Source organism: Pseudomonas sp. VE 267-6A (assembly GCF_024126555.1).
Taxonomy (GTDB): domain Bacteria; phylum Pseudomonadota; class Gammaproteobacteria; order Pseudomonadales; family Pseudomonadaceae; genus Aquipseudomonas; species Aquipseudomonas palmensis.
Window position 1 is genome coordinate 170,987 of the sequence record NZ_JAMYBY010000010.1, and the last position, 12,509, is coordinate 183,495.

Sequence of the window (12,509 nt, forward strand, 5' to 3'; positions counted from 1 at the left end):
TTTTCCTCAGATGCTGAAGTTCTGAAGCCCGTACAATTGCCGTCCAAAGCAGGGTTTGCACCGGTCATTAAAGCAGGGTTGGCGCCAGGTTTACCAATTCATGGCAATCAGTGCGTCGGTTGCGGGCTGTCATCCTGCGTTGTGGGGCCTATAATGCGCGCCGGTTTTTTCAGGGTTGGGCCATGAGTACAGAAGATCCACGCTTTGCCGGTGTTGCCCGGTTGTATGGCCAGCAGGGCTTGCAACGCCTGCGCGAGGCGCATGTGGCGATCGTCGGCATCGGCGGTGTCGGCTCGTGGGCGGCCGAGGCCATGGCCCGCAGCGGCGTTGGCGAAATTTCGCTGTTCGACCTGGATGACGTGTGCGTGAGCAACACCAATCGCCAGTTGCATGCGCTGCAGGGCAACGTGGGCAAGCCCAAGGTCGAGGTGATGGCCGAGCGCCTGCGCGCAATCAACCCGGACTGCAAGGTGCACGCGGTGGTGGACTTCGTCACCCGCGACAACCTGGCCCAGACCATCACCGATCATATCGACTGCGTGATCGACTGCATCGACAGCGTGATGGCCAAGGCTGCGCTGATTGCCTGGTGCAAGCGGCGCAAGATCCAGGTGATCTGCACCGGCGGTGCGGGCGGGCAGCTCGACCCCACGCAGATCCAGGTGGCCGATCTCAACCGCACGGTCAACGACCCGCTGGCCTCCAAGGTGCGTTCGACGCTGCGCCGCGACCACGGGTTTTCGCGCAACGTGAGCCGCAACTACGGGGTGCCGTGCGTGTTCTCCACCGAGCAGTTGCGCTATCCGCTGCCCGATGGCGGTATCTGCCTGCAGAAGAGCTTCGTCGGGGACGGCGTCAAGCTCGACTGCTCGGGCGGTTTCGGCGCGGTGATGATGGTGACGGCGACCTTCGGCATGGTGGCTGCCAGCAAGGCTGTGGAGAAACTGGTGGGTGGCAAGCGCCGCCCGGCCGATCGCGTAGCGGCTCAGGCGCCGTCGGTGAGCTGAGCCATGCGCTGCAGCACGGCGTTCAGGCCGTTGCTGCGGGACGGCGAGAGCTGTCGGCCAAGGCCCAGGGCGGTGAACCAGGCGGGCAGGTCCAGCTGCTGCAGCTGGCTGCCGGTCAAGCCGTCGGCCCGCACCAGCAGCAGCGCCAGCAGGCCGCGCAGCAGCCGCGCATCGCTGGCGGCCTTGAAGTGCCAGCGGCCTTCGACCTGCTCGGCCACCAGCCACACCTGACTTTCGCAACCGTGCACGCGGTTGGCCTCGCACTGCTGCGTCGCGTCCAGGGGGGGCAGGCGCTCGCCCCATTGCATCAGCAGGCGGGCGCGCTGCTCCCAGCCGGCAGCCTGTTCGAATACATCCAGCGCCTCGCGGGCGGCGTCGGGCAGGCTCATCGCAGCAGCTCCAGGGCCTGGTCCAGGGCGCTGAAGAAGCGCTCCAGGTCGTGGGAATCGTTGTACAGCGCCAGCGACACGCGGATCGCGCCGTCCAGGCCCAGGCTGTTGACCAGCGGCATGGCGCAGTGATGACCGGCGCGCACGGCGATGCCCTGTTCGGTCAGCAGGTGCGCAAGGTCGGCATTGTGCACGCCCTCGACCACGAAGCTGGCCAGGGCCAGTTGCGGCGCGCCCAGTATCCGCACCCCTTCACGATCGTTGAGGCCGCGCAGCAGATGGCGGTGCAGGGCGGCTTCATGTTCGACCACGCTGGTGGCGTCGAGGCTGGCCAGGTAATCCAGGCTGGCACCCAGCCCGATCACGCTGGCGATCGGCGGCGTGCCGGCCTCGAAACCCAGCGGGGCGGGGCGAAAGCTCGACTGCTGGTAGCCGGCCAGTTGCACCATCTCGCCGCCGAACTGCCAGTGACGCAGCAGGCCCAACGCCTCGCGGCGCCCATAGAGCACGCCAAGGCCGTCCGGGCCATACAGCTTGTGACTGGAAAACACATAGAAGTCGCAGCCCAGTTGCTGTACATCGTGACGCCCGTGCACCACGCCCTGGGCGCCATCGACCACGCTGAGGGCGCCCTGGGCGCGGGCGTGGTCGAGCAACGGTTGCAGCGGCTGCCAGGTGCCGAGCACATTCGACAACTGGCTCACCGCCAGCACGCGGGTACGCGGGCCGATCAGTTGCAGGGCCGCCTCCAGGTCGATATGCCCGTTGGCGTCGAGGGGCAGGATCACCAGCCTGAGGCCGCGGCGCTGGGCCAACTGCTGCCAGGGCAGCAGGTTGGCGTGGTGCTCCAGGGCGCTGACGGCGATCTCGTCGCCCGCCTCCAGGCGCCATTCCAGGCCATAGGCCAGCAGGTTGAGCGCCGAGGTGGCGCCATGGGTGAACACGATCTGCTGCGCATCGGCGGCATTGAGCCAGGCGGCGACTTTTTCGCGGCTGGCCTCGAAGGCCTGGGTGGCAAGTGCGCCGGGCAGGTGCTGGGCCCTGTGCACGTTGGCCGCACCCTGGGTGTAGTAGTGGCTCAGGGCGTCGAGCAGGTGCTGGGGTTTCTGCGTGGTGGCAGCGCTGTCCAGGTAGGTCTGGTGCTGGCGTTGCAGGGCGGCGATGGCAGGGAAGTCTGCGCGCCAGGGAGAGGGCTGGAACATGATGTGTAGGGCCTGATATCGGGTCTGGCAGAGGGCCAGACCCGATCGTACCACTTAGTTGTGGGCGTGCAGCGCTTCGTTCAGCTCGATGGCCGACTTGTGGGTCTTGCACTCGACCGCGCCGTTTAGCGAATTGCGGCGGAACAGCAGGTCGGTCTGGCCAGCCAGGTCGCGGGCCTTGACCACCTTGACCAGCTCGTTGTTCTCGTCGAGCAGGTTCACCTTGGTGCCGGCGGTGATGTACAGGCCGGCTTCGACGGTGTTGCGGTCGCCCAGCGGGATGCCGATACCGGCGTTGGCGCCGATCAGGCAGCCTTCGCCGACCTTGATGACGATGTTGCCGCCGCCCGACAGGGTGCCCATGGTGGAGCAGCCGCCGCCCAGGTCCGAACCCTTGCCGACGAACACGCCCGCCGAAACGCGGCCTTCGATCATGCCCGGGCCTTCGGTGCCGGCGTTAAAGTTGACGAAGCCTTCGTGCATGATGGTGGTGCCTTCGCCGATATAGGCACCCAGGCGCACGCGGGCGCTGTCGGCGATACGCACGCCGCTCGGCACCACGTAGTCGGTCATTTTCGGGAACTTGTCGACCGAGAACACTTCCAGCAGCTCGCCCTTGAGGCGGGCTTCGAGTTGCTGCTCGGCCAGTTCGGCCAGGTCGATGGCGCCCTGGCTGGTCCAGGCCACGTTCGGCAGCAGCGGGAAGATGCCGGCCAGGCTCAGGCCGTGGGGCTTGACCAGGCGGTGCGACAGCAGGTGCAGCTTGAGGTAGGCCTCAGGGGTGGAGCTCAGGGTGGCGTCTTCGGCCAGCAGCGTGGCCACCAGCGGCTTGTTGCTTTCGGCCAGGCGGGTCAGCAGTGCAGCCTGGGCGGCGTCGACGCCCTTGACGGCCTCGGCCAGTTGCGCGGCCTGGGCGTTGCTGAACGCGATGGCCTGGTTGCCGCCTTCATAGCCCAGGATCGGGGCGACGGCTGCGACCAGCTCGGCGCTCGGGGCGAGCAGTGGCTGTGCGTAGAAGACTTCCAGCCAGGCGCCTTGACGGTTTTGAGTGCCGACGCCGAAGGCCAGGCTGAACAGTGAAGTGGACATGCGGTTACCTCTTGCGAAATTGAGTGAAGGCGTCGCGGTTCAGCGCAGGGCTGCCGCGTACAGGTCCGGTTTGAAACCGACCAGGGTCTTGCCGCCCAGGTCGAGCACCGGGCGCTTGATCATCGAGGGTTGTGCCAGCATCAGCTCGACGGCCTTGGCCTGGTCGAGGTCGGCCTTCTGCGCGTCATCGAGCTTGCGGAAGGTGGTGCCTGCGCGGTTGAGTACCACCTGCCAGCCGTGCTCGTCGCACCAGCGGTTCAGGTGGTCCCGGTCTATACCCTGGGTCTTGTAGTCGTGAAAGTCGTACTGGATGTGGTGTTCTTCAAGCCAGGTACGGGCTTTCTTCATCGTGTCACAGGCTTTGATGCCGAAGAGAATATAAGCCATTGAACGTTAAGGGCGCGCGGGTGTTCCCGCAGCCGCCCCGAAACTCCTCGAAGAATGGGTGGGCTGGATTATGCGACAACATCGGGCAGGGCGCCACGGCTGGCGCCGCCCAGTTGCCGCGCCTGAATGAACTGCACCCCGGCAGCCTGCATCTGTGCCATCGCCGCCGCGCAGGAGCCTGCGGTATCGATGGCGCGGCAGGCGTCCAGCACCACATAGGTGGTGAACCCTTTGCGGCGTGCGTGCAGTGCCGTCCAGGCCACGCAGAAGTCCAGGGCCAGGCCGCACAGGAACAGCGTGTCGATGCCGCACTCGCGCAGGTTGCCGGCCAGGCCGGTGGGGGTGGTCTGGTCGGCTTCGGTGAACGCCGAGTAGCTGTCGACCTGGCGGTTGCCGCCCTTGCGCACGATCAGCTGTGCGTGGGCAATGTTCAGGTCCGGGTGAAACTGTGCGCCGGGGCTCCCTTGGATGCAGTGGTCGGGCCAGAGTGTCTGCGGCCCGTATGACAGTTCGATGACCTCGAACGGATTCTTGCCCGGGTGGCTCGAGGCGAACGAGGCGTGCCCGGCCGGGTGCCAGTCCTGGGCCAGCACCACGCGCTCGAACTGGCGGCCGAGCTGGTTGACCAGCGGCACGATCTCGTCGCCACCGGGCACCGCCAGGGCGCCGCCGGGGATGAAATCGTTTTGCACATCGATGACCAGCAGCGCACGGTTGGGGCTATCGTGGGTCAATAGGGTCGACGCGGGGGTGATCATGCGAGGCTCCTCTTTTGTAGCATTGTGTTACAGATTGCCGGCGGGTCTGCGACTTAGGTGGAGCGGTTGTGTTCATGCAGATCCCGGTAACATGTTGTTTCAATGGCATAACCCTGGCCGTTGAGCGTATTTGAAACTGAACAGGAAAAACACGCCGTATGCAGTCAGCCTATACCGTTCTCATCCTGCTGATGCTGGTCAGTGTCTCGAAACTGGTGGGGCGATTGATCCCGCTGCCACTGCCGCTGGTGCAGATTGGTGCCGGTGCGCTGCTGGCCTGGCCGACCCTGGGCCTGCACGTGGCCCTGGACCCTGAGCTGTTTCTGTTCCTGTTCTTGCCCCCGTTGCTGTTCTCCGATGGCTGGCGCATGCCCAAGCGCGAGTTCTGGCGCCTGCGCGGGCCGATCCTGACCCTGGCGGTGGGGCTGGTGCTGTTCACGGTGGTGGGGGCCGGCTATTTCATCCACTGGATCCTGCCGAGCATACCGCTGCCGGTGGCCTTTGCCCTGGCCGCTGTGCTGTCGCCCACCGACGCGGTGGCGGTGTCGGCAATCAGCCAGGATCGCCTGCCCACCCCGTTGATGCACATGCTGCAGGGTGAGGCGCTGATGAACGATGCCTCGGGCCTGGTGACGTTCAAGTTTGCGCTGGTGGCGGCGATCACCGGGGTGTTCTCGCTGGCCGAGGCCAGTGTGACCTTCGTGCTGGTGGCCGTGGGTGGCCTGGCCATCGGCGTGGCGCTGAGCTGGTTGGTGGGGCGCCTGCGGGTGTGGATGATCGCGCGCGGCTGGGACGACCCGGCCACCCACGTGGTGTTCATGCTGTTGCTGCCGTTCGCCGCCTATGTGCTGGCCGAGCGCCTGGGCGCCTCGGGCATTCTCTCGGCGGTGGCGGCGGGCATGATGCAGAGCTGGCTTGACCTGCTGCCGCGCCAGACCAGCACGCGCCTGCTCAACCGCAGTGTGTGGTCGCTGCTGGAGTTCGCCTTCAACGGCCTGATCTTCCTGCTGCTGGGCCTGCAACTGCCCGATATCGCCAAGGCGGTGACCAGCCATGAGGCATCGCTGTGGCCAACCCTGCTGTACCGCTGCCTGGATGTGGTGGCGATCTTCCTGGTGTTGCTGGCGCTGCGGTTCATCTGGGTGCAGAGCATCTGGCGCCTGATCGGGGTGATCCGGCGCTGGCGCGGCAAGGAAGACCTGGTGCTGGTGCCCAACGCGCGTTCGTGCTGGCTGCTGACCGTGGGCGGCGTGCGCGGGGCGGTGACCCTGGCGGGCGTGATGTCGGTGCCGCTGCTGATCGGCGCGGGCAAGGCGTTCCCCGAACGCGACCTGCTGATCTTCATCGCCGCAGGGGTGATTCTGCTGTCGCTGGTATCGGCCTGCATTGCCTTGCCGTTGCTGCTGCGCGGGGTGGAGAAGAGCCCCGACGATACCCTGCGCCAGGAGGCGCGCGAGGCCTGGCGGCGCACCGCCGAGGCGGCGATCCATGCGTTGGAGGCCGAGGAACTGGTGGAGCCCGGCGCGCCCCAGGATGCCTCCCAGGCCGCACTGGCCGCCGAGTTGAAGGCGCGCCTGATGGCCGAGTACCGGCAGCAACTGGATGTGTTCAACGACAGTGCCGAGGCCCAGGCGCTGGCCGCGCAGATGGATCAACTGGAGCGACGCCTGCGCCTGCGGGCGCTGCGGGCGCAGCGCCTGGAGCTGTACAGCCTGCACCGCCAGCACCAGATCGGTGATGACGTGGTGCGCCAGGTGCTGGGTGAGCTGGACATGAGCGAGGCCAACCTGGGGCCGGTCAAGTGAAGTGCTCGGGGTCGCATGGCGGCCCCGCGCTGAGGGTCAGTCGCGCGGACAGGTCAGGCGCACGCTGGCGCCCAGGTCCCGCCCGCTGCCGGGCTGGGCGGGGTGCACTTCACGGGTGTACCGGGGTGAAGGGGTAGGCCTTGCCCGCCAGCGCCTTGTCGCCGTCACTGAGCTGCGCCGAGCCGGTGAAAGCCACATTGTTAAGGGTGAAGGTGGCCGGAATCGGGTAGTGCATGACCGAACCCGGGTCGTAGGCGTTGTGCAATGCCTGCGTGCGTTCGATCCTGTTGAGGAAGTTTTCAGCAATCTCTTCCATGGGCATGCCGACCTTTTCGGCGTATTCCAGCAGCTTGACCAGGTTCCACTGGATGTCCGCATCCGGGTGCTGATGTTCATGGTCCAGGCCCAGCGCGTGCCCGAACTCATGCAGCACGCTGCGCTGGAACTGCTCATCGCCAGGCCAGTCGCTGAGGGTCATGGTGCTGTCTTCGCGGAGCAAGGCGTCGGTACCGACCAGTGAATGGTTGATCCCCGTGCCGCTTGGCTTCATCTCGATCCTGATCTGTGCTTCGGCCCAGTCGGCGGTGCGCTGGAACTTGAGGTTGGCGTACGCCAGCCATTGGCAGGCAACCTCGAAGATGCTCTGTTGCGTCTGTTCCGGTATGTCGGCCGCGAAGGCGATGAGCAGGGTCCGGCCCGGCGCCCACAGGCGGCTGTGGTAGGCAACGCCGCGTTTCTGACGACCCGAGCGCGAGGGCTGCGGGGCGTTGAGCGGGTTTTCTTTCAGGGCTGTTTCGTAGGATTGCTGCTGATCGGCCACCTGGGTGACCTTGCACAAGGTTGGTATGTCCATGCTGGAGCTCCTGTTGAGTGGAGCTCCATGATTGGCGGGCCGACCGGGCCTTGGGCGTTACTTATCTATCGGTCGGCCGACCAGGCGTACCGGCTCAGCCTTCGACGAATGCGCGGATGCGCTGGGCCGCCTCGACACATTCGGCAAGCGGGGCCACCAGCGCCAGGCGCACGCGTCCGGCCCCCGGATTGAAGCCCTCCACCTCGCGAGACAGGTACGAGCCCGGCACCACGGTCACGTGCTGCTGTTCGAACAGGTCGCGGCAGAACTGCGCGTCATCGCCGGGGACCTTCGGCCACAGGTAGAAACCGCCGTCGGGCTTCTGTACATCCATTACCGGGGCCAGCACCTGCAGCACGGCGTCGAACTTCTCGCGATACAGGTCGCGGTTCTCCAGGACATGCGCCTCGTCGTTCCAGGCGGCGATGCTCGCCAGCTGGGTCTGTACCGGCATCGCGCAACCGTGATAGGTGCGGTAGAGCAAAAAGGCCTTGAGAATCTCGGCATCGCCGGCCACGAAGCCCGAACGCAGGCCTGGCAGGTTGGAGCGCTTGGACAGGCTGTGGAACACCACGCAGCGCTTGAAGTCGCTGCGGCCAAGTTCCACGCAGGCGCTGAGCAGGCCGGGTGGCGGGGCCTGCTCGTCGAAGTACAGCTCGCTGTAGCACTCGTCGGCGGCAATCACGAAGTCGTGCTCGTCGGCCAGTGCGATGAGTTTTTTCAGGGTGTCCAGCGGCACCAGTGCGCCAGTCGGGTTGCCTGGCGAGCACAGGAACAGGATCTGGCAACGCTGCCAGATCTCGGCTGGCACCGCGTCGAAGTCCGGGTTGAAGCCGTTGCTGTCCAGGCACGGCAGGTAGTGCGGCTGGGCGCCGGCGAGCAACGCGGCACCTTCGTAGATCTGGTAGAACGGGTTGGGGCTGACGATCAGCGCGTCCTCACCACGGCTGACCACCGCCTGGGTGAAGGCGAACAGCGCCTCGCGGGTGCCGTTGACGGGCAGCACGTGCTGTGCGGCATTCAGCCAGCCGGCCGGTACACCGAAGCGGCGCTCGCACCAGTGCACGATGCTTTCGCGTAGCGCGGGCAGGCCCAGGGTGGTGGGGTACACCGCCATCTTGTCGAGGTTGTCGGCCAGCGCCTTGGCCACGAATGCCGGCGAGGCGTGCTTGGGCTCGCCGATCGACAGGGCGATGGCGCGCTTGTCTGCGGCCGGCGTCACGCCATCGAGCAGGGCACGCAGTTTCTCGAACGGGTAGGGCTGAAGCTGGTTCAAAGCGTTGTTCATTGGCGCTGGGTCTCGTCAATCGGTCAAAGGGTGAGGCGGGTCATCTCGACGCCGGTGGCCTGGTCGACGCGCAACTGCTCGACGATCTCGGCCTGCAGGCGGCGGCACAGTTCAGGGTCGGACAGCGGCTGGTTGTCGGCGTCGGTGATGAAGAACACGTCTTCCACCCGCTCGCCCAGGGTGGCGATCTTGGCGTTCTGCAGCGACAGGTCGAACTCCAGGAAGATCTTGCCGATGCGTGCCAGCAGGCCCGGGCGGTCCGGGGCGCTGAGCTCGAGGATGGTCACCGGGCGCTGGGCATCGTTGAGGATGGTCACCTGGGGCGCGAAGGTGAAGTGCTTGAGCTGGCGCGGTACCCGACGCTGGATGATGGTGGGGTAGTCGTCGGGGTTGCGCAGGGCTTCGGTGAGGCCTTCACGGATTTCCTTGACGCGCTGCGGGTTGTCGCCGATCGAACCGCCGTCGTTGTCGAGCACGATGTAGGTGTCGAGGGTGAACTGGCTGCTGGAGGTGATGATGCGTGCGTCGTGGATGTTCAGGTTGAGCTGGTCCATCGCGGCCACGGTCACGGCGAAGAAGTCGTGCTGGTCGGGGGCATAGATGAAGATCTGCGTACCGCCCTCGAACTCGCGCTGGGTGGTCTCCTTGATCAGCACCAGTGGGCCGCCGTCGGCCGGCTGCTGCAGGATCGCGTCGGAGTGCCAGGCCACGTCCGCGGCGGTGTGGCGCAGGAAGTAGTCATCGCCCAGTTGCGACCACAGTTGTTCGACGTCGTCCGGGTCGGTGCCTTCGCGTACCAGGATGTCCAGAGCTGCGCTCTGGGTCTGGCGGATCTGCTCTTCGCGTTCCAGCGGGTTTTCCAGGCCGCGGCGCAGGGCCCGCTTGGTTTCGGTGTAGAGCTGGCGCAGCAGGCTGGCGCGCCAGGAGTTCCACAGGCTCGGGTTGGTGGCGTTGATGTCGGCCACGGTGAGCACATAGAGGTAGTCCAGGTGTACCAGGTCGCCGACCAGCTGGGCGAAGTCGTGGATCACCTGCGGGTCGGAGAGGTCCTTGCGCTGGGCAGTGGTCGACATCACCAGGTGGTTCTGTACCAGCCACACGATCAACCGGCTGTCCCAGGCGGGCAACTGGTGGCGGCTGCAGAATGCCTGGGCGTCCACCGCACCGATCTCGGAATGGTCGCCCTGACGCCCCTTGCCGATGTCGTGGTACAGGCCGGCGAGGTAGATCAGCTCGGGCTTGGGCAGGCGCCCCATGAGCTTGCTGGCCAGCGGGAATTTCTCGGACACGGGGGTGTACTGCAGTTTGCGCAGGTGCTTGATCAGATTCAGGGTGTGCGCATCGACCGTATAGATGTGGAACAGGTCGTGCTGCATCTGCCCCACGATCAGGCCGAACTCGGGCAGGTAGCGCCCCAGGATGCCGTAGCGGTTCATGCGGCGCAGGTTGCGGTGGATGCCGATCTCGCACTTGAACAGCTCGATGAACAGGCTGGTGTTGCGGATATCGTTGCGGAACTCGTCGTCGATCAGGTGCCGGTGCTCGCGCAGCAGGCGGATGGTATCGGCACGCACGCCCTTGATCTCGGGGTGCTGGGCCATCAGCACGAAGATCTCGAGCATGGCGAACGGGGTGCGCTTGAACACGTTGCTGCGCACCGCCTCGATATAGCCGTCATGCAGCTGGAAGCGCGGGTTCAGCGGCTGGGTGCTGCTGGCGCTGTCATCGGCGAGGATGACTTCCTCGAAGTGCTGGATGATCAGGTCGCTGAGCTCGGCGATGCTCATCACCACCCGGTAGTACTGTTGCATGAACTGTTCGATGGCGCGCTTGGGGTTGTCATCGGTAAAGCCCAGCAACGCGGCGATGCTGCGCTGGTGGTCGAACAGCAGGCGGTCTTCGGCGCGCCCGGCGAGCATGTGCAGGGCGTAGCGCACCTTCCACAGAAACTCCTGTGACGAGGCCAGCAGGTTGTTCTCGCTCTCCAGCAGGAAGCCTTCGCCGGCCAGCGCATGCAGGTTGAGCGTGCCGTACTGGCGGCGCGCTACCCAGAGCACGGTCTGGATGTCGCGCAGGCCACCGGGGGAGCCCTTGACGTTGGGTTCCAGGTTGTACTCGGTGTCGTTGTACTTGTGGTGGCGCGCCTTCTGCTCGGCGCGCTTGGCCAGGAAGAACTCCTTGCTCGGCCACATGTGCGCCGTGCTGGTGACCTCGAGCATGCGCTGGCGCAGGTGTTCGGGGCCGCAGATGGTGCGGCTTTCCATCAGGTTGGTGACCACCGTGAGGTCGGCGCGCGCCTGTTCGGCGCATTCGTCCACCGAGCGCACGCTCTGGCCGACTTCCAGGCCAATGTCCCAGAGCAGGGTGAGGAAGCGCTCGATCGAGTCGCGAAACACCTCGTGGTCGGCGTCATCGAGCAGGATCAGCAGGTCGATGTCGGAGTAGGGGTGCAGCTCGCCGCGCCCGTAGCCGCCGGTGGCGATCAGGGCGATGTCGGCGGCTTCGCTCCAGCTGAACTGGTTCCATACCTGTTGCAGGATGTTGTCGACGAACCAGGCGCGGTCCTCGATCAGTCGGCGGATCTCGCGGCCGCTGCGAAAGCGCCCGTCGAGCACCTCGCCGGCCTGGCGGATGGCTTTCTTGAAGGCCGCTATGGGGCTGGCCTTGAGGGCCAGTTCCGCCTGGAACTGGCCGCGGTCGAACAGCTCGGGGTCCACCTGGGGCATCGATGACGTTCCTGTGAGGGTCAGGCCGAAGTGCGCGGGATCGTGTCGTCCTTGCGCAGGGTGAAGATCTCGTAGCCGGTGGCGGTGACCACCAGGGTGTGTTCCCACTGCGCCGAGAGCTTGCGGTCCTTGGTGATGGCGGTCCAGCCGTCGCCCAGCACCTTGGTGTCGGCCTTGCCCTGGTTGATCATCGGCTCGATGGTGAAGGTCATGCCTTCCTTGAGTTCCATGCCGGTACCGGCGCGGCCGTAGTGCAGGATCTGCGGCTCTTCATGGAACACCTTGCCGATGCCGTGGCCGCAGAACTCGCGCACCACCGAGAAGCCGTTCTTTTCGGCGTGCTTCTGGATCACTTCGCCGATGTCGCCCAGGCGGCAGCCCGGCTTGACCAGCTCGATGGCCTTGTACATGCACTCCTGGGTGACCTGGGACAGGCGCTCGGCCCATACCGGCACGGTGCCGACGTGGAACATGCGGCTGGTGTCGCCGTGGTAGCCGTCCTTGATCACGGTCACGTCGATGTTCAGCGTGTCGCCATCCTTGAGCGGCTTGTCGCCCGGGATGCCGTGGCACACCACGTGGTTGACCGAGGTGCAGATCGACTTGGGGAAGCCCTTGTAGTTCAGGGGCGCGGGGATGGCCTGCTGCACGTTGACGATGTAGTCGTGGCACAGGCGGTCGAGTTCCTCGGTGGTGACACCGGGCTTGACGTGTTCTTCGATCATCTCCAGGACTTCGGCGGCCAGGCGGCCGGCGACGCGCATCTTTTCGATGTCTTCGGCGGTTTTGATAGTGACGGTCATTGCAGGCTCTCTACGGCGCGCGCAGGCGCAAATGAAACGGGAAAGGCGTGATTCTAACAGAGCGAGGCGGCGGGCTGGGGCCTGGGCTGCGGGGCATTGCCTACTATTTATGTTGATTGCATCGGTCGCTGCGTGAGCAGGGCGGGTGCAACCCTCGGGTGTCGTCTGTTTTTTCGGTTTCGCTCGGCTCACTTGTGTGGTA

Annotated in this window: 11 protein-coding genes; 2 read left to right on the forward strand and 9 right to left on the reverse strand. The window is 65.6% G+C overall.

The window, feature by feature from the left end; genetic code table 11:
* Nucleotides 1-182 precede the first annotated feature (182 nt).
* Nucleotides 183-1,007, forward strand: coding sequence for a tRNA cyclic N6-threonylcarbamoyladenosine(37) synthase TcdA (gene tcdA, locus NJH59_RS13950; RefSeq protein WP_054915008.1), 825 nt, complete (start codon nucleotides 183-185; stop codon nucleotides 1,005-1,007).
* On the opposite strand, the gene NJH59_RS13955 is transcribed toward tcdA, so the two are convergent.
* The 5 genes from NJH59_RS13955 to pncA all read right to left on the reverse strand — a co-directional run bounded on the left by NJH59_RS13955 (nucleotide 986) and on the right by pncA (nucleotide 4,832).
* Entirely contained in the window at nucleotides 986-1,396 is a 411-nt protein-coding gene (locus NJH59_RS13955) for a SufE family protein (protein WP_253086896.1), read from the reverse strand. The two genes, tcdA and NJH59_RS13955, sit on opposite strands and share 22 nt — an antisense overlap.
* A complete protein-coding gene (locus NJH59_RS13960; RefSeq protein ID WP_054915006.1) occupies nucleotides 1,393-2,598 on the reverse strand; it encodes a cysteine desulfurase in 1,206 nt (401 codons plus the stop codon). Before NJH59_RS13960 ends, NJH59_RS13955 begins: the two co-directional genes overlap by 4 nt.
* A gap of 54 nt (nucleotides 2,599-2,652) precedes the next feature.
* A complete protein-coding gene (gene dapD, locus NJH59_RS13965) occupies nucleotides 2,653-3,687 on the reverse strand; it encodes a 2,3,4,5-tetrahydropyridine-2,6-dicarboxylate N-succinyltransferase (RefSeq protein WP_043863245.1) in 1,035 nt (344 codons plus the stop codon).
* A 39-nt stretch (nucleotides 3,688-3,726) separates the two neighbouring features.
* On the reverse strand, nucleotides 3,727-4,074 hold the full coding sequence (locus NJH59_RS13970) for an ArsC family reductase (RefSeq protein WP_043863246.1): 348 nt from the start codon (nucleotides 4,072-4,074) through the stop codon (nucleotides 3,727-3,729).
* Nucleotides 4,075-4,142: 68 nt separating this feature from the next.
* Nucleotides 4,143-4,832 carry a bifunctional nicotinamidase/pyrazinamidase gene (gene pncA / locus NJH59_RS13975; RefSeq protein ID WP_043863247.1) on the reverse strand — a complete coding sequence of 230 codons (690 nt, stop codon included), beginning with the start codon at nucleotides 4,830-4,832 and terminating at the stop codon, nucleotides 4,143-4,145.
* Nucleotides 4,833-4,990: 158 nt separating this feature from the next.
* Between pncA and NJH59_RS13980 the strand changes: the two genes are divergently transcribed.
* A complete protein-coding gene (locus tag NJH59_RS13980) occupies nucleotides 4,991-6,637 on the forward strand; it encodes a Na+/H+ antiporter (protein WP_043863248.1) in 1,647 nt (548 codons plus the stop codon).
* 109 nt (nucleotides 6,638-6,746) lie between these two features.
* On the opposite strand, the gene NJH59_RS13985 is transcribed toward NJH59_RS13980, so the two are convergent.
* The 4 genes from NJH59_RS13985 to map form a co-directional block, all read right to left on the reverse strand.
* Nucleotides 6,747-7,490, reverse strand: a complete 744-nt coding sequence (locus tag NJH59_RS13985) for a M12 family metallopeptidase (RefSeq protein ID WP_253086897.1) — start codon at nucleotides 7,488-7,490, stop codon at nucleotides 6,747-6,749.
* A gap of 94 nt (nucleotides 7,491-7,584) precedes the next feature.
* Nucleotides 7,585-8,778, reverse strand: coding sequence for a succinyldiaminopimelate transaminase (gene dapC, locus NJH59_RS13990; protein WP_054915003.1), 1,194 nt, complete (start codon nucleotides 8,776-8,778; stop codon nucleotides 7,585-7,587).
* A 23-nt stretch (nucleotides 8,779-8,801) separates the two neighbouring features.
* The gene (locus tag NJH59_RS13995) at nucleotides 8,802-11,504 is read right to left on the reverse strand and encodes a [protein-PII] uridylyltransferase (protein WP_253086898.1); all 2,703 of its coding nucleotides are present in this window, start codon (nucleotides 11,502-11,504) and stop codon (nucleotides 8,802-8,804) included.
* A gap of 20 nt (nucleotides 11,505-11,524) precedes the next feature.
* Nucleotides 11,525-12,307, reverse strand: a complete 783-nt coding sequence (map, locus tag NJH59_RS14000) for a type I methionyl aminopeptidase (RefSeq protein ID WP_043863251.1) — start codon at nucleotides 12,305-12,307, stop codon at nucleotides 11,525-11,527.
* Between the last annotated feature and the right edge of the window lie 202 nt (nucleotides 12,308-12,509).